The sequence below is a fragment of the Serratia ficaria genome (genome assembly GCF_900187015.1).
Lineage (GTDB): Bacteria > Pseudomonadota > Gammaproteobacteria > Enterobacterales > Enterobacteriaceae > Serratia > Serratia ficaria.
The window spans coordinates 706,512-725,365 of the sequence record NZ_LT906479.1 but is presented as its reverse complement, the minus strand read 5'-3'; the positions used below and the strand labels follow the sequence as shown (position 1 = coordinate 725,365).

Sequence of the window (18,854 nt, the reverse complement as noted above, 5' to 3'; positions counted from 1 at the left end):
AAACAGGGCGCGGCCACAGGCTGCGCCTTTTTTTCAACCGTTGATATAGGTCATCGATTCCGCGCCGTAACGTTCGCCGGCCGCCGCCTGCAGCGGGAATACCGCTTCAATCGCCGCCAGTTCGGCGTCGTTCAGCGTCAGCGCCGCCGCGGCGACGTTCTCCTCCAGATAGCGGCGGCGCTTGGTGCCCGGTATCGGCACGATGTGTTCGCCCTGCGCCAGCACCCAGGCCAGCGCCAGCTGCGAAGGCTTGACGCCCTTCTGCGCCGCCAGCTCCGCCACCTTTTCCACCAGCGCCAGGTTGCGGGCGAAGTTTTCGCCCTGGAAACGCGGGTTGCCGCGGCGGAAATCGTCGGCGGCCAGATCCTCCGGCCGTTGGATGGCGCCGGTCAGGAAGCCGCGCCCCAGCGGGCTGTAGGGCACGAAGCCGATCCCCAGCCGTTCGCAGGCCGCCAAAACGCCCTGTTCTGCGTCACGGGTCCACAGCGAATATTCGGTCTGCAGCGCGGTGATCGGATGCACCTTGTGCGCCCGTTCCAGCGTGGCGACCGAGGCTTCGCTCAGCCCGATATGGCGGATCTTCCCTTCGCGGATCAGATCCGCCATGGTGCCCACCACGTCTTCAATCGGCACCTGCGGGTCGACCCGGTGCTGATAATAGAGGTCGATTTCATCCACCCCCAGCCGCTGCAGGCTGCCCTCCACCGAACGGCGGATATATTCCGGCCGACTGCTGACGCCGCGGGCGGAAGGATCGGCGGGATCGCGCAGGATGCCGAACTTGGTCGCCAGAAACACCTGCCGCCGTTTGCCCTTGATCGCCTTGCCCACCAGCCGTTCGTTGGTGTGCGGGCCGTACATGTCGGCGGTATCCAGCAGGGTGACGCCCAGCTCCAGCGCCCGATGCAGGGTGGCGATGGCTTCCTGTTCGTCGGCGCCGGTGGAATAGAAGTCGCTCATGCCCATGCAGCCTAATCCCAGAGCGGAGACGACCGGCCCGTTGGAGCCTAATTGACGCTGTTGCATTGTGTTGCCCTCATGCCGTGAATGGATAACGCAACAAAGTCTGGTTGTTTACCCTGCAAAGATAAATAATGCGAATTACTCATCACTGTTCAAAAATCGCTAACAATACGGAGGGGAGAATGGATCAGGTTCAGGCCATGCGCATTTTCACCCGCATCGTGGAGCTGGGCAGCTTCAGCCGGGCGGCCGAGCGCCTGCAGCTGCCGCGCGCCACCGTCAGCAATACCCTGAAGCGGCTGGAGCAGCGCCTCGGCGTGCGGCTGCTGATCCGCACCACCCGTCAGGTGCAGGTCACCCACGAAGGCACGCTGTATTACCAGCGCTGCGTGCAGCTGCTGGGGGCGCTCGAAGAAGCGGATACGCTGTTCAGCCACCAGAAACTGCAGCCCTCCGGCAAAGCGCGCATCGATATGCCGCACTCGCTGGCGCGCGAGATAGTCATTCCGGCGCTGGATGATTTTTACCGGCGTTATCCGGACATCACCCTGGCCCTGGGCGCCAACGACACCCACGTCGACCTGCTGCGCGAAGGCGTGGACTGCGTGCTGCGCGCCTGGGAAACCGAAGACGACAGCCTGGTGGCCCGGCGCATCGCCCAACTGCCGCAGCTGACCTGCGCCTCCCCGGCCTACCTGCGGGAACGCGGCGTGCCGCAGTCGATCGATCATCTGCAGCGCCACCGGGCGGTGGGCTATTTCTCGCTCGCCAACAACCGCGATTATCCGCTGGAGTTTTGCCGCGACGGCAAGCTGGAGCTGCGCGAGCTGCCCGCCCGGCTGAGCGTCAGCGGCGCAGACGCCTATACCAGCGGCGCCCGCGCCGGCATGGGGCTGATCCAGGCGGCGCGCTATTCGCTGGCGCCCTGGCTGGAAAAGGGGGATTTGGTCGAGGTGCTGGCGGCAACGCCGCCTCCGCCGATGCCGATTTACATCATGTATCCGCCCGGCCGCTTCCTTGCGCCGCGGGTCAGAGTGTTGATTGACTGGCTGATTTGGCTGTTTGAGCCTCACAAAAGCAGCGATATGGCTGTTTTTCCAGCAAACGCCCGCAAACAGGGGAAATAACTATTGACGTGTCCGCCAAAATCTCTAGAATTCGCCTCCGTGGTAACGTTACTCCGGTAATGTTTCTGGTATGCGAAGGTGGCGGAATTGGTAGACGCGCTAGCTTCAGGTGTTAGTGTCCTTACGGACGTGAGGGTTCAAGTCCCTCTCTTCGCACCAAATAACCACATGATTTATATTGCACGCAGCATCGATGCGAAGGTGGCGGAATTGGTAGACGCGCTAGCTTCAGGTGTTAGTGTTCTTACGGACGTGAGGGTTCAAGTCCCTCTCTTCGCACCACGCTGGCGACGTAATATAAATCAGGATACAAGCAACAACATCGACTGTGCGAAGGTGGCGGAATTGGTAGACGCGCTAGCTTCAGGTGTTAGTGTCCTTACGGACGTGAGGGTTCAAGTCCCTCTCTTCGCACCAATTGATGACCTCTCCGGCAAGCCCCCCCGAAGCAACTCCCCAACGATACGATGACCAACACGCCGAAGCGTGGTTTTTGCGTTTTCAGCCGAGGTTGAAATTCAGGCTGATGGCCGCCAAACCGCCCGCTAACGCCATGCAGGAAGGCAGCAGCAGGTAGTGGCGCAGGCGGCTGTTGAACAGCATCACCAGCGTCGCCAGCATGGCGATCACGATCAGCGTGCGCAACTGCATCATGTCCAGGTCGATCAACGCCAGCAATGGCATCAGGGCGCAAGGCAACAGCACGCCCCAGGCGCTGGCCAGGCGATCGCCCAGGCACCAGCTGACGCCCCACAGGCCACACGCGGTAATCATGGCTGCAATCATGATAACCCTACCCTTCAAGTGATAATGAGAACCAATATCATATACCACTTTTTTTCGACGTGCATCATTTTCGCCGCCGCGGCCAAACCGCAGATGACACCAAGGCTAAAAAATGCTAGTTTGATATAAGAAAATTCCTAGTCTCATTCGCAGGTTAATAATCACAATCAACAACCATGCAATTCGGGTGTCTATTTCACGCCGAGGGAATACTTCTCAACCTTAATTATCCGACAGATCGATTTGGTAAAGAGTGAACTCCGTATGAACGCCCGTTCTTATCAGGAATTGCTGAACAGCAAACAGCGTCTATCAGTATTTCTTTTCTTATTGATGAATGCCGCCTCTTCCGTATTTACGCTATTGGTCCCGTTCAACAACAAACCGTCGCTTACCCTGCCTTTATTAAGCATACCGATATTTTGTTTGGCCGCATTGCTATTTACCCTGCAATCTCCCCGGCAGTACATTAAAAAGCTCAACCAGTTCGCCATCGTGGTCGGCCTGCTGTGGGCGGCGCATATTTATGTCAAGAGCCAATACTGTGCGCCGAACAACCAAAGTTTTTTATTAATTAGCCTGTTCAGCATATTTTTTATCAGCGCCATCGCTTTGACGGATAATTTCATCGCCTTCTGTTTGCATGCAGTGCCATCCGCCATGGTGATCTTATTACTGGACGGCATGCATAACACCATGCGGATATTATTCACCATCGTCTTGCCGATTATCGCTTTTTCAATCCATCATTTGATGTTGAAACGCAGCGAGATTTTTACCCGAACGCTGGTCGCCAACCTGTACCATGAAAGGGACAGATTCAATAATTTAAGCATGCTGGATCCGTTAACCGGCCTGTATAACCGCCGCGGGCTGGAGAACAAGATCACCATGCTGCCGGAACCCCAGACCGGCCGGCATTTCGTGCTGTTGCTCGATATCGATCGCTTCAAGGCCTACAACGACAACTACGGCCATGCGATGGGCGATCGGGCGCTGGTGCAGGTGGCGGTCGCCATTCGCGACGCGGTGCGCTCGCGGGATATCGTGGCGCGCTACGGCGGGGAAGAGTTTCTGGTGCTGCTGACCAACGTCGACGAAGAGTACGCCGCCCGGTTAGCCGAGCGGGTGCGGCAACGGGTGCTGGCGCTGGAGATCCCCCATCAGTTCAACCAGCTGGAAACCACCACCGTCACGCTCAGCGCCGGCATCTCGGCGCTGGAGAAGCTGGACGTCGAATCGGCGATCGGCGCGGCCGACGCCGCGCTGTATCTGGCTAAAAACAGCGGCCGCAACACCATTCAGCTGGCGCAGAACGCGCCGCCCGCCGCCGGCTGAAGCGGCGGGCCGGCCGCTCAGCTGCGGCGCTGCCGCAGGCCGTAGACGAACACCACCGCGAAGCACAGCAGCGGCAGCAGATAAGACAGCGCGGTGCTGTAACGATCGGCCAGCGCCCCCATAAAGTACGGCATGATGGCGCCGCCGACGATCGCCATAATCATGAACGAGCTGGCGCGTTTGGTGTGCTTGCCCATGTTTTTCACCCCAAGGGCGAAAATGGTCGGGAACATGATCGACATAAAGAAGAACACCGCGATCAGCGCCACCACCGATACCCCGTCGAGGCTCAGCATCACCACGCCGCACAGCGCAATGTTGACCAGCGAATAAACCATCAGCAGGGTGGCGGGCTTGACGCGCCCCATCAGCCAGGTGCTGAAGAAGCGCCCGACCATAAAGCAGATCATGGCGATCGACAGCAGGTAAGATGCGCTCTGGTTGGAAACGTCGCGCCAGTGCTCGGTGGCGTAATTGATAAAGAACGCCCCCACTCCGACCTGCGCGGCCACGTAGAAGAACTGGGTGATCACCCCGCCGACGAAGTGCGGGTGCTGCCACAGCCCCCGCGCGATAACGCCGTGCACCGGCTTTTCCTCCTCGCGGATGTCCGGCAGCCGGGTGCGGCTGAACAGAAAGGCGATCAGTAACACCAGCACGGCGATCGCCACGTAGGTCATCTTCACCATGCCCTGATCGCCGCCGGCCGGCTGGCTGGCGGAGAAGAACAGGGTGCCGCCGATCATCGGGCCGATAAACTGCCCGAGACCGTTGAACGACTGGGAAAGATTGAGCCGGCGCTCGGCGCCCCGCGCGTCCCCCAGCACCGTGGCGTAGGGGTTGGCCGCCGTTTCCAGGCAGCCCAAACCGCAGGCGATGACAAACAGCGCGAACAGAAACGCGCCGAAGCTGTTGGCCGACGCCGCCGGCACAAACAGCAGCGCGCCCAGCGCATACAGGCACAGCCCCACCAGAATGCCCGCCTTGTACCCCTTCTTGTCCATAAAATACCCGGCGGGCAGCGCGACCAGGAAATAAGCGCCGAAATAGGCCGCCTGCAGCAGCCCCGACTGCGCCTTGGTGACGTGCAGCGTTTCCTGAAAGTGTTTGTTTAATACGTCCAGCAGGCCGTAAGACAGCCCCCACATGAAGAACAGACTGGTGACCAGGATAAATGCCCAGCGCAGGTTGGCGGTCGCACTGACGCCCGGCTGCACTGCGGCCGCACTTTTTTCAGCAAGCATTGATGTATCCTCAGATTATTGTTGTTGCAACGAGAATATCCGCTCCATCACCACCCATTTTTCGCCCTGCGGCGTCCAGGGGGTGGCGGCCTGGTATTGCCACATCAGCGCTTCCCAACGCTGTACCTCGGGATGGTTCAGGCTGGCGGCGTCAAAACGCGCGGCGTCAAAGTCGGCGCCGACCTCCACAATCATGAACAGCCGGGTGCCCAGCCGGTAAATTTCCATCTCCAGGATGCCGTGCCGGCGCAAATGATCGGCGATGGCCGGCCAAATGCGCCGGTGATGGCGCTGGTATTCCTCGATCAGCGCCGGTGAATCGATCAGATCCAGCGCCTGACAGAAGCGCCGCCGCCCCGCCGCCGGGCCGTTCACGTGATGGCCCGATCGAGGTGCAGATAACCGCCGTCCACCGACAGCCATTGCCCGGTGGTGTGCGACGAGCGCGCGGAGAGCAGGAAGGCCACGGTATTGGCGATCTCCTGCGGCGTGGTCATACGCCGGCCGAGCGGAATGCGCGCGGTGATCGCCTCCAGCTGCCGCTGCGGCTGTTCGAAGCTGTTGATCCAGCGCTGGTACTGCGGGGTGATCACCTCGGCGGGCACCACCGCGTTCACCCGCACGCCATCGTGGCGCAGCGCTACCGCCCACTCGCGCGTCAGCGCCAGCACCGCGCCCTTGGCGGCGGTATAGCCGCTGGTACCGCCCTGGCCGCTGAGCGCCGTTTTGGAGGCGATGTTGACGATGGCGCCGCGGCTGCTTTGCAAGGCCTGCTGGCACAGATGCGCCATCAGGTAGTAGTGCACCAGGTTTTTCTCCAGCGAGCCGACAAACGCCTCGCGGCCGGCCTCCAGCCCGACGCCGTCATTGACCCCGGCGTTGTTCACCAGCCCGTCGACGCGGCCGAAGCTCGCCAACGTGCGGCTCACCGCCTGGCGGCAGCTGGCCTCTTCGCACAGCTCGGTGAGGATCACTTCGCTCTTGGGCTGCAGCCGCTGCAGCTCGGCGAGAAACGCCGCGTCCGGCTCGGCGTTGGTGACCAGCACCGGGATCGCCCCCTCTTCCGCCAGCAGGTGAGAAATCGCCGCGCCGATGCCGGAGCCGCCGCCGGTGACAATCACCACTTTATTTTTCAGATACAGATCCATAACCAGACTCCGTTAAACCATAAACCCGACAGGCGGTGCCGCCCCAAATCGCCGCCTGCTGCGCAGGCCCCAGCGCCGCAATCGCCTGCTCGCACAGCTGATAAACCTGGCGGTAATCCCCCGCCAGCAGGCACACCGGCCAGTCGGAACCGAACATCAGCCGCTGCGGGCCGAACGCCTCGAGCGCCGCCTCGAAAAACGGCAGCAGCTGCCGGGGCCGCCACTGCCCGCCCGGCGCCTCGGTGATCAGCCCGGACAGCTTGCAGGCCACGTGCGGCAACGCCGCCAGCGGCCGGATCTGCTGCGCCCAGTGCTGTGCGCCGCGGGCGATATCCGGCTTGCCGAGATGATCCAGCACCAGCCAATAATCGTCGTGGCGGGCGGCGAACTGCGCCGCGGCCGCCAGATCCCGGTGCGTCACCAGCATCTCGTACACGTAACCCCGGCGCTGCAGCTCTCGCATGCCGCGCTGCACCGCCGGCCGCGCCAGCCACTCCGCCGGCTGCGCCTCATCCTGCACCTGGTGCCGCAGCCCGCGCAGCGCGGAGCGCTGCCCGATGTCCTCCAGCCGCTGCGTCAGCTGCGGCGCGGCGATGTCCAGCCAACCCACCACGCCGCTCGGGCCGCCGATCGCCTCCGCCTGCGCCAGCAATTCCAGCGTTTCCCGCTCGCTGTGACGCGCCTGCACCGCCAGCGCGCCGTCGAAGCCATGGCGCTGCAGCAGCGGCTGCAGCTGCGCCGGGCCAAAATCCTGCCGCAGCGCGGTCATCTGCTCGCCGATCCACCCATAGTCCTGCGGACGGTAGCGCCAATAGTGCTGATGAGCGTCGATGCGCAACATGGCCGCCCCCCGCTTCAACCGCGGAACCGGTACTGTTCGATCGAAGACGGATGCATCTCGATCGAATAGCCGGGCCGGCTCGGCGGCATATAGGCCGCCCCGCGGATCACGCAGGGATCGACAAAGTGCTCGTGCAGATGATCGACGTACTCGATCACCCGGCCGTCGTGAGTGCCGGCGATGCACAGGAAATCGATCATCGACAGGTGCTGCACGTACTCGCACAGCCCGACGCCGCCGGCGTGCGGGCACACCGGCAGGTGATGCTTGGCCGCCATCAGCATCACCGCCAGCACCTCATTAACCCCGCCCAGGCGGCAGGCGTCGATCTGCACCACGTCGATCGCCCCGCGCATGATGAACTGCTTGAACATGATGCGGTTCTGGCACATCTCGCCGGTGGCCACCTTGACCGGGCGCACCCCTTCGCGGATGCGGCGGTGCCCTTCGATATCGTCCGGGCTGGTCGGCTCTTCGATAAACCAGGGTTCGGCGAACGCCAGGTGGTTGACCCAGGGGATGGCGTCGTTGACTTCCCACACCTGATTGGCGTCGATCATCAGCCGGCGATCCGGGCCAATCACCTCGCGGGCGATGCGCACCCGGCGAATGTCATCCTCCAGATCGCGCCCGACCTTCAGCTTCAGGTAGGAAAAACCGGCGTCCACCGCCTGCTGGCACAGCCGGCGCAGCTTGTCGTCCGGGTAGCCCAGCCAGCCGGCCGAGGTGGTGTAACAGGGGTAGCCTTCTTCCAGCAGGCGTTCCAGACGCTGCGGCTTGCCTTCGGCCCGTTGTTGCAACAGGCTGAGCGCCTCCTGCGGCGTGATGCAGTCGGTGATGTAGCGGAAATCGATGCAGCGCACCAGCTCTTCCGGCGTCATGTCCGCCACCAGCCGCCACACCGGCTTGCCGAGCGATTTGGCCCACAGATCCCAGACCGCGTTGATCACCGCGCCGGTGGCCAGGTGGATAGCCCCTTTGTCCGGCCCGATCCAGCGCAGCTGGCTGTCGCTGGTGAAGCGCCGCCAGAAGGCGCCCATATCGGCGGCGATCTCTTCCAGCCGCACGCCGACGATCTGCTGCTCCAGCGCGCGGATCGCCGCGCAGCAGATCTCGTTGCCGCGGCCGATGGTGAACGTCAGCCCATGGCCGCTGAGATCGCCGCGATCGGTTTCGAGGATCACGTAGGCGGCGGAATAGTCGGGATCCGGATTCATGGCGTCGGATCCGTCCAGCCCCAGCGAGGTGGGGAAACGAATGTCTTCAACCCGCAGTGCGGTAATGGTGGTCATCAAGCTGCTCCCGGTTAAGCCTGTACGGTCTGCTGGCGCTGCTCGCCCAGCCCTTCGATGCCCAGCCGCATCGTCTGGCCCGCCCGCAGGTAAACGGGCTGCGGCTTCTGCCCCATGCCGACGCCCGGCGGCGTGCCGGTGGAGATCACATCCCCCGGCTGCAGGCTCATAAAGCGGCTCAGGTAGCTGACGATCTGCGGAATGCGGAAAATCATGGTGCTGGTATTGCCGTCCTGATAGCGCTTGCCGTCCACCTCCAGCCACAGGTTCAGGCGGTGCGGATCGGCGATTTCGTCGGCGGTCACCAGCCAGGGGCCGGTCGGCCCGAAGGTATCGCAGCCCTTGCCCTTGTCCCAGGTGCCGCCGCGTTCGATCTGGAACTCACGCTCGGAGACGTCGTTGATCACGCAGTAACCGGCGACGTGGCGCATGGCGTCCCGTTCGCTGATATAGCGCCCGCCCTGGCCGATGATCACCCCCAGTTCCACTTCCCAGTCGGTTTTGAGCGAATCGCGCGGGATTTCCACCGCATCGTTCGGCCCGACCACCGCGCTGGTCCATTTGCTGAACACCACCGGCTCGCTGGGGATCGCCGCGCCGGTTTCCGCCGCGTGATCGGCGTAGTTCAGGCCGATGCAGATGAACTTGCCGATGTTACCGACGCAGGCCCCCAGCCGCGGCTGGCCAGGCACCAGCGGCAGGCTGGCGAGATCCAGCGCGCGCAGCGTGTCGAGCGCGGCAGGCAGCAGCGCTTCGCCGCCGATGTCGGCGACATGCTGCGAAAGATCGCGAATCTGGCCGTTATTATCGAGAATGCCGGGGCGTTCTTGCCCGGGTTGGCCATAGCGTAAAAGTTTCATGCGTTCCTCTCTAAAAAATGACGGGATGGTTCAGTTGCTCCAGCCGCCGTCGATAATCTGCACCGTGCCGGTGGTGTAGGAGCTGGCGTCGGAAGCCAGGTACAGCGCCAGCTGGGCAATCTCTTCGGTGGTGCCGATACGGCCGATCGGCTGGCGGGCGACGAATGCCTGGTACACCTCCTGCTCGCTGCGGCCCTGCTCGCGCGCCTGCTCAGCGATGCGCTGGCGCAGCGACGGCGATTCCACCGTACCCGGGCAGATGGCGTTGCAGCGGATGCCCTCAGTGACGTAATCCGCCGCCACCGAGCGCGTCAGGCCGATCACCGCCGCCTTGCTGGCGCCGTAGGCGAAGCGGTTAGGCACGCCCTTGATGCTGGAGGCCACCGAAGACATGTTGATAATCGAGCCCTTGCCGCGCGCCAGCATGCCGGGCAGGAAGGCGCGGATGGTGCGGTACATCGCGGTGACGTTGAGATCGAGGGCAAACGCCCACTGTTCCTCGCTGCACTCGAGGATAGAGCCGCTGTGCACCACCCCAGCGCAGTTGAACAGCACGTCGATCGGGCCGATGCTTTCCGCCGCCGCGGCGATGGCCGCCGGATCGGTGACGTTCAGCTGCAGTGCGCGAATGCCGGCGCTGCCCTGCAGCTGCGCGGTGTCGATATCGCTGGCGATCACCTCGGCGCCGGCGGCGGCGAACAGCCTGGCGGTGGTGAAGCCGATCCCCTGCCCGGCGGCGGTGATCAGCACGCGTTTCCCGGTTAAATCCATCTTGGCTCCTTGGCGTCAAAGGTCTAATGGTCAGGCCACTAAAGGCGATTAAAGGTCAGGCCTTTAACATGACAAAAGACGCTTTACGCGTTATCGTTTGGATGAGAAGTTAATGAAACACATTTGAAACAGCATTTCGATTAACCAATTTTTTACACTTGAATAACCATTACTCAAGCGGCTTGAGCAATATTTGTGCGCAACATCACTTAACATCGACCAGCCTAAGGTAAAAAATGCCGATCACTCGACTGGAAAACCCGCGTATTTACAGACAGATAGCCGACCAGCTAAAACGACTGATCGAGAATAACGAATTTCCGCCCGGCAGCCGGCTGCCGTCGGAGCGCGACCTCGCCCAGCAATTGCAGGTCAGCCGCGCTTCGGTGCGCGAGGCGCTGATCGCCCTGGAAGTGATCGGCCTGGTGGACGTCAAGGTCGGCAACGGCGTGATCGTGCGGGCGCAAACCGCGGCGTCGCAGGAGCCGGTCATGGCCCAGGCCGGCCGCGATCAGTGGGCGGAGATCGACGATGAGCTGAATATCGAACTGGATTTCAACGCCGAGCTGCCGCCGTTCTCGCTGCTGCAAACCCGATTGTTGATCGAGCCGGAAACCGCCGCGCTGGCGGCCCGCCACGCCACCGACGAAGAGCTGGCGGGCATCCGCGCCGCCTACGAGCAGAACTGCCGCGATAACCGCGCGGGCTCCGCCACCCACCCCGGCGATCGCCTGTTCCACATCCGCATCGCCCAGGCCAGCGGCAATCCGGCCTACGCGTTCATCATCGGCCACCTGCTCGGCCACCGCTACGGCAGCATGTTCCGCGTGCTGCAGCGCCACTACACGCCGGACGATATGCCGCACCGATCCGAACTGGAACACCGGGCGATCCTGGCGGCGATCGAAGCGCGCGACGTGCGCGGCGCGCGCAAGGCGATGAAGGCGCACCTGGATGAAGTGATCGCCATCTTCACCCGCGCGCCCTAGGCCGGAAAGCGCCAAAAAAATTTCGCCGAATGGCTCTTTTTTCCACATGCAGGCACCGCCCTGGCGCATTACACTGAGGGGAGCATTTCGCCCTTTCGCTGCTGCATTTTTAAATGGATAACGACCGTTGAAGAACTCTGTCCCCGCTTTATTGCTGGCGCTGGGCCTGTGCGCCGCGCCGCTGGCCGTGATGGCCGCGCCCCCGCAGCTGGCTTCGCAAATCGTCGACCAGTATGCCGAACACATTTTTTATAACAGCGGCGCCACCGGCATGGCGCTGGTGGTGATCGACGGCAATCAGGTGGTGAACCGCAGCTTTGGCGACACCCGCCCGGGCAACAACCTGCGCCCGCGCCCGGATTCGCTGATCCGCATCGCCTCGATCACCAAGCTGATGACCAGCGAAGTGATGGTCAAAATGGCGGCGGATGGCCAGGTCAAACTGACCGATCCGCTGCGCAAGTACGCCCCCAGGGGCGCCTACGTGCCGGCCTATAATTCGCGCCAGCCGATCACCCTGCTGAACCTGGCCACCCATACCAGCGCGCTGCCGCGCGAACAGCCGGGCAAAAAGCCGCCGAAGACGCCGGTGTTTACCTGGCCGACCAAGGCGCAGCGCTGGCAGTGGCTGGAACACGCCAACGTCACGGTGCCGCCGGGCGTGCGGGCCTCTTATTCCAACCTGGCCTATGACCTGCTGGCCGATGCGCTGTCGCGCGCGGCGGGCAAACCCTACAGCCTGCTGCTGAAGGAAAAAATCACCGCGCCGCTCGGCATGGTCGATACCACCCTGACGCCCAGCGCCGAACAGTGCTCGCGCCTGATGGTCGCCTCGGCCGGGCCAAGCGCCTGCCGCGACACCACCGCGGCGGCCGGCAGCGGCGGCATTTACTCCACCCCGCGCGACATGCAGCGCTGGATGCAGCAGTTCCTCTCCTCCAATGTCGGCGGCCCGCGCAAATCCACCGCCGCCAGCGAGCAGACCATGTATTTCCAGCGTAACGATCTGGTGTCGCTGAAGGGCATGGACGTGCCGGGACAGGCGGATGCGCTGGGGCTGGGCTGGGTGTATATGGCGCCGAAGGAGGGCCTGCCGGGCATTATTCAGAAGACCGGCGGCGGCGGCGGCTTCATCACCTATATGGCGATGATCCCGCAGAAAAACGTGGGGGTGTTCGTGGTGGTTACGCGTTCGGAACTGAGCAGGTTCACCAACATGAGCGATCCGGTCAACCGGTTGGTGGGCGATCTGGCGGCCAACAAGAGTTGAGCCAAAGGGGCGCGGCGCCGCGCCCCCGATCGTTTACGCCAGCGCCGCCATCTGGTGGATCACCGGATGGAAGTTGCGCTTGAAGTAGATCAGCCCGTTGCCGGCTTCGCCCAGCGCGATCTGTTTGATCTGCACCAGATACACCTGGTGGGTGCCGATGATCTGGATCTGTTCGATCTCGCCCTCCAGGCTGGCCAGGGTATTGCGCAGCACCGGCTGGCCCAGCGCGCCGCGCTGCCACTCTTCCAGCCGGAAACGCTCCTCCATGCTGACCCCGGTCATGCCGGCGAAGTGACGCGCCATCAGTTCCTGCTCATGGTTCAGCACGTTGACGCACAGCCGCCGGTTGCCTTCAAACACCGGATTCATCGCGCTGTTGCGGTTGATGCACACCAGCAGCGTGGGCGGCGTATCGGTCACCGAGCACACCGCGGTGGCGGTGATGCCGCAGCGCCCCGCCGGGCCGTCGGTGGTGACGATATTCACCGCCGCCGACAGGCTGGCCATGGCGTCGCGAAAGCGTAAGCGCTGTTCATTTTCCTGAGACATACCATCTTCCTCCTGAATTACTTCAGCAGATTATCCAGCTGATTAATATCGCCATTGTTATGCAGGTGCGGCACCTTCCAGCCGTGCTGATCGTAGTCCGCCAGGCACTTGTCGACCATCTGCATCATCCGATCCATGGTGCCGGATCCCTGAGCGTGACGCAGGCACTGCAGGCGGATCTCATCCTGGCTGCCGGCGTAGTTGATCTCGTACAGCTCATGGCGGCCGCCGAATTCGCTGCCGATCGCATCCCACATCAGCTTGAGGATCTTGATGCGTTCGACGTGATCCATGCCGTCCGATCCGCGCACGTAGCGGGACAGGTACTTGTCGATCTGCGGGTTGTTCATGTCGCGCACGCTGGACGGCAGGTAGATCAGGCCGCTGGTGACGTTCTTCTCGATGATGTGCTTCACCTTGGTGTAGGCCATCGGCGCCATTACCCGATAGGTCTGCAGCGCGGCGGCATCCGGCAGGTAGGCGCCGTTTTCCCATTGGGTGGCTTCGGCGCACATCGCGTCGCTCAGCGACCAGAACAGGTTGCGCCAGGCCACCACTTCGCCCAGATCGGCCTGCACGCCGCGAAACTCCAGCACCCCGGTGCAAGACAGGCTCTTTTGCAGCAGCGCGGTGATGAAGTCCATCTTCACCGCCAGGCGCACGCAGGCCTGCAGCGGGAACAGCCGGGCGAAGCCGCCCTGGGTGCTCCAGCGGCGGCAGCGGTCGAAATCGCGGTAGATCAGTACGTTTTCCCAGGGGATCAGTACATGATCCATGATCAAGATCGCGTCGTTCTCGTCGAAGCGGCTGGAAAGCGGGTAGTCGAACGGCGATCCGGTGGCGCCGGCCACCAGTTCGTAGGAGGCGCGCGAGATCAGCTTCACCCCTTCGGCGTCCATCGGCGCCACGAACATCAACGCGAAGTCCGGATTATCGCCCATCACCTGCGCCGAGCCGAAGCCGATAAAGTTGTAGTGGGTCAGCGCCGAGTTGGTGGCCACTACCTTGGCGCCGCTGACGACGATGCCGGCGTCGGTCTCTTTCTCCACCTGGATGTAGACGTCCTTCACTTCGTTGACCGGCTTGTGGCGATCGATCGGCGGGTTGACGATGGCGTGGTTGAAGTACAGCCCGGTTTCCTGAATGCGTTTGTACCAGTGGCGGGCGTTATCGGCGAACTGGCCGTAGAATTCCGGATAGGCGCCCAGCGCGCAGCCGAACGCCGCCTTGTAGTCCGGGGTGCGTCCCATCCAGCCGTAGCTCTGGCGCGACCAGTCGGCGATGGCGTCGCGCTGCTGGCGCATCTCTTCCGGGCTGCGGGCGTAGCGGAAGAATTTGTGGGTGTAGCCGCCGTTGCCGGTGTCGGTATTCCAGCACAGGCGATCCTGGCTGGCCGGATCGTGCAGCGCGTCGTACAGCTGGCCCACCGAAGCCGCCGCGTTGCGGAACGCCGGGTGGGTGGTGACGTCTTTCACGCGTTCGCCGTAAATGTAGATTTCGCGGCTGTCCTGCAAACTTTTCAGGTACTCGGCGCCGGTGAACGGGCGTTTGCTGTCGGCACGAAAGTCTTCTGGTTTCATCGGGTCTTCCTCGTAATCGGCATTTTACCGGCCGTGAATGCGGCCTTTTGTTAACGAAATGTTTTCTTTTGGTTGCTTAATTGAAGCCCCCAATGCCGGTTTCGAGAAGAGACTTTTGCGGCAATCGCCGGTACTTTTCAGGCCAGCCTGCCGCAATCGCTGCGAATTGTGATCCCGGTTACGAAAGGGCGTGCTGCGCCGCGCGGTAGGTCGAGGGGGAACAGCCTTCCAGCCGATTGAAAAAGCGGGCGAAATAGGCCGGATCCTTGAAGCCGAGGCTATAGGCGGTTTCATGCACCGTGCAGGCGCTGAACAGCAGCATGCGCTTGGCCTCGCGCAGCAGCCGGTCGAAGATCAGCCGCTTCGGCGGCCGGTTGGCGAAGCGCCGGCACAGGTCGTTGAGGCGCGATTCGGTCACCCCCAGCGCCTGAGCGTACTCCGGCACCGGCAGATGTTCGCGAAAGCGTTCGTCCACCATCTTGTTGAAGCGCTGGAACAGCTTCAGCTCGCCGCGCACCCCGCTGTTGGCGCTGTCCTCCAGCGCGGTGTTGCGCAGCAGCAGGGTAAACACCGCCTGCGCCAGCAGCGCCAGCGTCTGCCCGCGCCCGGCCAACCCCTGGCTGAACTCGCGGCGGATCAGCGCCCAGTAATGGCTGAGCGCCGTCAGCTCCTGCGGCGCGTCGGCCAGCGACAGGCAGATGCCCGGCATGTCCAACGCCAGGTTGCTGCCGGGGTACAACCGCTCCAGCAGCGGCCAGATCAGCTCCTGGCGCACCGTCAGCACGTGGCCGTCGCTGTCCGGCTCGGTGAAGAACGCATGCGGCACCGACGGCGGCGTGAGGATAAACAGCGGCGCCTGCACCGAATAGTGCTGATCGTCGAGCTGCAGCTCTATCTTGCCGGTCTCCAGAAAGTGCACCTGAAAAAAGCGATCGTGCCAGTGCACCTGCATGTCGCGGCCGAAGAACGCCGCCAGCCCGGCGAAGGTTTCGTAATGCACCTCATCAGCGGCGTAACGCGCGTCGTACTCTTTGCAAATATCGATATTGGCGATAAAGCCGGTACTTTTCTGCACGCAGTCCTCCTCAAAATTCAGTCGACTAAGGCGTCGCCCTTGGGCGGGATCCCGCCATCGGAATGCGCCACACCAGCACGGCGCCGACGATCAACAGCGCCGAAACGAAATACAGCCCGGAATTGAAGCTGCCGGTCAGATCCTTGAACCAGCCGATCAACAGCGGGCTGACCGCCGATCCGATGTTGCCGGTGGCGTTGATCACCGCGATCCCCACCGCTCGCGCTTCCAGGCTGATCGACCGATCCGGCGTAGTCCAGAAGATAGCCATGGCGGTAAAGGAGCCGACCGAGGCCATCACGATCCCCAGCAGTTGGATCAGGCTGTGATCGGTGGCCGAAGCCAGCAGCCAGCCGGCGGCGGCGAACAGATACGGCAGCGCGGTATGGTGCTTGCGCTCCTGCAGGCGATCGGATCTTTTGCTCCACCACACCATGCCGGCGATGGTACAGATCTGCGGGATCGCCGCCAGAATGCCGATCACGATGTTGCTGCTGCCCTGGTTAAAGCTCTGCAGGATCTGCGGCGTCCAGATATTGATGGCGCTCAGGGTGTTGGTCAGGCAGAAGTAGGCCAGCGTGTACATCAGCACCACCGGCGTCAGCACTTCGCGCCACAGGCCGCGCTGCCGCAGCGCGCGCTGGCTGCTCGGGCCGCCGGGCTGCACCAGCTGCAGCTTGTCGGCGTCCATCATCGCCTGCAGGCTGGCTTTTTCTTCGTCGGTCAGCCACCTGGCCTTGGCCGGCGTATCGTCGAGATAGAACCACACCGCCACGCCCAGCAGCACCGACGGAATGCCCTCCAGCAGGAACAGCCACTGCCAGCCCTTCAGGTTCATCACCCCGTCCAGCGCCAGAATGTAGCCCGAGACCAGCGAGCCGATCGCCATGGTCACCGGCATGGCGATCATAAACAGCGCGTTGGCGCGGGCGCGGTAAAACGCCGGGAACCAATAGGTGAGATACACCAGAATGCCCGGCAGGAAGCCGGCCTCGGTAATGCCGACGATCATGCGCAGCAGGTACAGGCTGGTCGGCCCGGTGGCGAACAGGGTGCAGGTGGAGGCGATGCTCCACAGCACCATGATGGTGGCGATCCAGCGCCGCGCGCCGACGATCCCCAGCATGATGTTGCTCGGAATGCCGAAGATCACGTAGGTGGCGTAGAACAGCGTCGCCGCCAGGCCGAACATGGTCGAACTGAGGCCGAGATCCTTGCCCATCGTCAGCCCGGCGAAGCCGATATTGATGCGGTCGAGAAAAGAGAAAACAAACAGCACAAACAGGAAAATAATCAGGCGCCGAAATAACTTTTTAATCACCGATTGCTCGGCGGCGGTTAACGCTTTATGTTGCTGCGCCGGGTTGGCCGGCGGCAGCGAATCGACGTGGTTCATGGCTTAATAGACTCCCGATGATGGCGTTTCCGCCCCGCCCTGTTTGAACTCGCTCGCCAGGGATCCCGCCGCGCGCGCCAGCAGGGTGGTGTCCACCCCGACGGCGACGAACAGCGCGCCGGACGCCAGATAGCGCTGCGCCAGCGCCCGGTCGGCCATCAGGATGCCCGGCGCCTTGCCGGCGGCGCTGATGCGCGCGATGGCGTCGTCGATGGTGCGCTGCACCTCGGGGTGCTGCGGATTGCCGGCGAAGCCCATGTCGGCGCTCAGATCCGCCGGGCCGATAAACACCCCGTCCACCCCCTCCACCTGCAGAATGGCGTCGAGGTTTTTCACCGCTTCGCGGGTCTCGATCTGCACCAGCACGCACATTTCTTCGTCGGCCAGCTGCAGGTAATTCGGCACCCGGTTCCAGCGGGAAGCGCGCGCCAGCGCGCTGCCGACGCCGCGGATGCCATGCGGCGGATAGCGGGTGGCGCGCACCGCATCGCGCGCCTGCCCGGCGTTTTGGATCATCGGGATCAGCAGGGTTTGCGCGCCCACGTCCAGCAGCTGTTTGATCATCACCGCATCGTTCCACGGCGGGCGCACCACCGGGTGGCTCGGATAAGGCGCGATAGCCTGCAGCTGGCCCAGCACCGTCTGCACGTTGTTGGGCGCATGCTCGCCGTCGATCAGCAGCCAGTCGAAACCGGCGCCGGCCAGCAGTTCGGCGCTGTAGCTGCTGCATAGCCCGAGCCACAGGCCGATCTGCGGGCGTTTTTCCTGCAGCGCCCGTTTGAAGTGGTTGGTTAACATCGGTTTTCTCCTAAACGAAGCGGCAACTGATGCAGCCCATCGGGCCGTAGTCCACGTGGAAGGTGTCGCCGCGCCTGGCCGGCACCGGCCGGGTAAAGGAGCCGCCGAGGATCACCTGCCCCGCCTCCAGCGCCACCTCATAAGGCGCCAGCTTGTTGGCCAGCCAGGCCACGCCGTTGGCCGGATGATTGAGCACCGCCGCCGCCACGCCGGACTCTTCGATCACCCCGTTGCGGTACAGCAAGGCGGAAATCCAGCGCAGATCCAGCGCGTCCGGCCTGATGGGCCGGCCGCCCATCACCACGCCGGCGTTGGCGGCGTTGTCGGAAATGGTGTCGAACACCTTGCGCGGCCGCTGGGTCTGCGGATCGACGTTGTGGCTGCGCGCGTCGATGATTTCCAGCGCCGGGATGACGTAGTCGGTGGCGTTATACACGTCGAACAGCGTGCAGTTCGGCCCGCGCAGCGGCTTGGCCAGCACGAAGGCCAGCTCCACCTCCACCCGCGGCACGATAAAGCGATCGAAAGGAATATCGCCGCCGTCGTTGAAGAACATGTCGTCCAGCAGCGCGCCGTAGTCCGGCTCGGAGATCTGCGAGCTGACCTGCATGGCGCGCGAGGTCAGGCCAATCTTGTGGCCTTTCAGCGTGCGCCCCTCGGCTATCTTCAACGCCACCCACTGGCGCTGAATGGCGTAGGCGTCTTCGATGGTGATCTCGGGATGATCGAGCGACAGCGCACGGATCTGTTCACGGTTTTGCTCCGCCTGATGCAGGCGCTGCACCGCACGGTTAATCAGCTGTTTATCCAGCATTTACGACCCCTTC

The 18,854-nt window shown here is 63.0% G+C and carries 19 protein-coding genes and 3 tRNA genes; 7 read left to right on the top strand and 15 right to left on the bottom strand.

Annotated features, from left to right (window positions below; translation table 11 throughout):
* Positions 1 to 33: 33 nt before the first annotated feature.
* The gene (locus CKW09_RS03395; RefSeq protein ID WP_061794866.1) at positions 34 to 1,026 is read right to left on the bottom strand and encodes an aldo/keto reductase; all 993 of its coding nucleotides are present in this window, start codon (positions 1,024 to 1,026) and stop codon (positions 34 to 36) included.
* A gap of 119 nt (positions 1,027 to 1,145) precedes the next feature.
* Here CKW09_RS03395 and CKW09_RS03390 point away from each other — a divergent pair, with 119 nt between their 5' ends.
* The 4 genes from CKW09_RS03390 to CKW09_RS03375 all read left to right on the top strand — a co-directional run bounded on the left by CKW09_RS03390 (position 1,146) and on the right by CKW09_RS03375 (position 2,507).
* Positions 1,146 to 2,090 carry a LysR family transcriptional regulator gene (locus CKW09_RS03390; protein WP_095095683.1) on the top strand — a complete coding sequence of 315 codons (945 nt, stop codon included), beginning with the start codon at positions 1,146 to 1,148 and terminating at the stop codon, positions 2,088 to 2,090.
* 72 nt (positions 2,091 to 2,162) lie between these two features.
* A tRNA-Leu gene (locus tag CKW09_RS03385) sits at positions 2,163 to 2,249 on the top strand.
* A gap of 36 nt (positions 2,250 to 2,285) precedes the next feature.
* Positions 2,286 to 2,372, top strand: a tRNA-Leu gene (locus CKW09_RS03380).
* 48 nt (positions 2,373 to 2,420) lie between these two features.
* Positions 2,421 to 2,507, top strand: a tRNA-Leu gene (locus tag CKW09_RS03375).
* 84 nt (positions 2,508 to 2,591) lie between these two features.
* Here CKW09_RS03375 and CKW09_RS03370 read toward each other — a convergent pair.
* Positions 2,592 to 2,876 carry a DUF1435 domain-containing protein gene (locus tag CKW09_RS03370; protein WP_061794860.1) on the bottom strand — a complete coding sequence of 95 codons (285 nt, stop codon included), beginning with the start codon at positions 2,874 to 2,876 and terminating at the stop codon, positions 2,592 to 2,594.
* Between the two features lie 264 nt (positions 2,877 to 3,140).
* On the opposite strand from CKW09_RS03370, the gene CKW09_RS03365 reads away from it, so the two are divergent.
* Positions 3,141 to 4,214 (top strand): GGDEF domain-containing protein, encoded by a 1,074-nt coding sequence (locus CKW09_RS03365; protein ID WP_095095679.1) that lies wholly within the window; start codon positions 3,141 to 3,143, stop codon positions 4,212 to 4,214.
* A 17-nt stretch (positions 4,215 to 4,231) separates the two neighbouring features.
* Here CKW09_RS03365 and fucP read toward each other — a convergent pair whose 3' ends face one another.
* The 7 genes from fucP to CKW09_RS03330 are packed head-to-tail and all read right to left on the bottom strand — an operon-like array spanning position 4,232 to position 10,370.
* The gene (gene fucP, locus CKW09_RS03360; protein WP_061794858.1) at positions 4,232 to 5,458 is read right to left on the bottom strand and encodes an L-fucose:H+ symporter permease; all 1,227 of its coding nucleotides are present in this window, start codon (positions 5,456 to 5,458) and stop codon (positions 4,232 to 4,234) included.
* 15 nt (positions 5,459 to 5,473) lie between these two features.
* Positions 5,474 to 5,881 carry an L-rhamnose mutarotase gene (locus CKW09_RS03355; protein ID WP_390900832.1) on the bottom strand — a complete coding sequence of 136 codons (408 nt, stop codon included), beginning with the start codon at positions 5,879 to 5,881 and terminating at the stop codon, positions 5,474 to 5,476.
* The gene (locus tag CKW09_RS03350) at positions 5,830 to 6,606 is read right to left on the bottom strand and encodes an L-fucose dehydrogenase (RefSeq protein ID WP_061794856.1); all 777 of its coding nucleotides are present in this window, start codon (positions 6,604 to 6,606) and stop codon (positions 5,830 to 5,832) included. Before CKW09_RS03350 ends, CKW09_RS03355 begins: the two co-directional genes overlap by 52 nt.
* A complete protein-coding gene (locus tag CKW09_RS03345) occupies positions 6,584 to 7,447 on the bottom strand; it encodes an amidohydrolase family protein (RefSeq protein WP_061794864.1) in 864 nt (287 codons plus the stop codon). The genes CKW09_RS03350 and CKW09_RS03345 overlap by 23 nt, the downstream gene beginning before the upstream one ends.
* 14 nt (positions 7,448 to 7,461) lie before the next feature.
* Positions 7,462 to 8,739: an L-fuconate dehydratase gene (locus CKW09_RS03340; RefSeq protein WP_061794855.1), complete on the bottom strand. Its 1,278-nt coding sequence runs from the start codon at positions 8,737 to 8,739 to the stop codon at positions 7,462 to 7,464.
* A gap of 14 nt (positions 8,740 to 8,753) precedes the next feature.
* Positions 8,754 to 9,599: a fumarylacetoacetate hydrolase family protein gene (locus CKW09_RS03335; RefSeq protein WP_061794854.1), complete on the bottom strand. Its 846-nt coding sequence runs from the start codon at positions 9,597 to 9,599 to the stop codon at positions 8,754 to 8,756.
* 30 nt (positions 9,600 to 9,629) lie between these two features.
* The gene (locus CKW09_RS03330; RefSeq protein ID WP_061794853.1) at positions 9,630 to 10,370 is read right to left on the bottom strand and encodes an SDR family oxidoreductase; all 741 of its coding nucleotides are present in this window, start codon (positions 10,368 to 10,370) and stop codon (positions 9,630 to 9,632) included.
* Between the two features lie 236 nt (positions 10,371 to 10,606).
* Here CKW09_RS03330 and CKW09_RS03325 point away from each other — a divergent pair, with 236 nt between their 5' ends.
* Complete coding sequence (locus tag CKW09_RS03325; protein WP_061794852.1) at positions 10,607 to 11,359, top strand: FadR/GntR family transcriptional regulator; 753 nt, start codon at positions 10,607 to 10,609, stop codon at positions 11,357 to 11,359.
* A 127-nt stretch (positions 11,360 to 11,486) separates the two neighbouring features.
* Positions 11,487 to 12,629, top strand: coding sequence for a D-alanyl-D-alanine-carboxypeptidase/endopeptidase AmpH (gene ampH / locus CKW09_RS03320; RefSeq protein ID WP_095095672.1), 1,143 nt, complete (start codon positions 11,487 to 11,489; stop codon positions 12,627 to 12,629).
* Between the two features lie 33 nt (positions 12,630 to 12,662).
* Here ampH and hpaC read toward each other — a convergent pair whose 3' ends face one another.
* From hpaC to hpaH, 6 genes are all read right to left on the bottom strand, one after another.
* Positions 12,663 to 13,178 (bottom strand): 4-hydroxyphenylacetate 3-monooxygenase, reductase component, encoded by a 516-nt coding sequence (gene hpaC, locus CKW09_RS03315; RefSeq protein WP_061794850.1) that lies wholly within the window; start codon positions 13,176 to 13,178, stop codon positions 12,663 to 12,665.
* A 17-nt stretch (positions 13,179 to 13,195) separates the two neighbouring features.
* A complete protein-coding gene (gene hpaB / locus CKW09_RS03310) occupies positions 13,196 to 14,758 on the bottom strand; it encodes a 4-hydroxyphenylacetate 3-monooxygenase, oxygenase component (protein ID WP_061794849.1) in 1,563 nt (520 codons plus the stop codon).
* Between the two features lie 178 nt (positions 14,759 to 14,936).
* Complete coding sequence (hpaA, locus tag CKW09_RS03305; protein ID WP_061794848.1) at positions 14,937 to 15,833, bottom strand: 4-hydroxyphenylacetate catabolism regulatory protein HpaA; 897 nt, start codon at positions 15,831 to 15,833, stop codon at positions 14,937 to 14,939.
* A gap of 25 nt (positions 15,834 to 15,858) precedes the next feature.
* Complete coding sequence (hpaX, locus tag CKW09_RS03300) at positions 15,859 to 17,229, bottom strand: 4-hydroxyphenylacetate permease (protein ID WP_095095671.1); 1,371 nt, start codon at positions 17,227 to 17,229, stop codon at positions 15,859 to 15,861.
* 3 nt (positions 17,230 to 17,232) lie between these two features.
* The gene (gene hpaI / locus CKW09_RS03295) at positions 17,233 to 18,027 is read right to left on the bottom strand and encodes a 4-hydroxy-2-oxoheptanedioate aldolase (protein WP_095095669.1); all 795 of its coding nucleotides are present in this window, start codon (positions 18,025 to 18,027) and stop codon (positions 17,233 to 17,235) included.
* A gap of 10 nt (positions 18,028 to 18,037) precedes the next feature.
* A complete protein-coding gene (hpaH, locus tag CKW09_RS03290; RefSeq protein ID WP_061794845.1) occupies positions 18,038 to 18,841 on the bottom strand; it encodes a 2-oxo-hept-4-ene-1,7-dioate hydratase in 804 nt (267 codons plus the stop codon).
* Between the last annotated feature and the right edge of the window lie 13 nt (positions 18,842 to 18,854).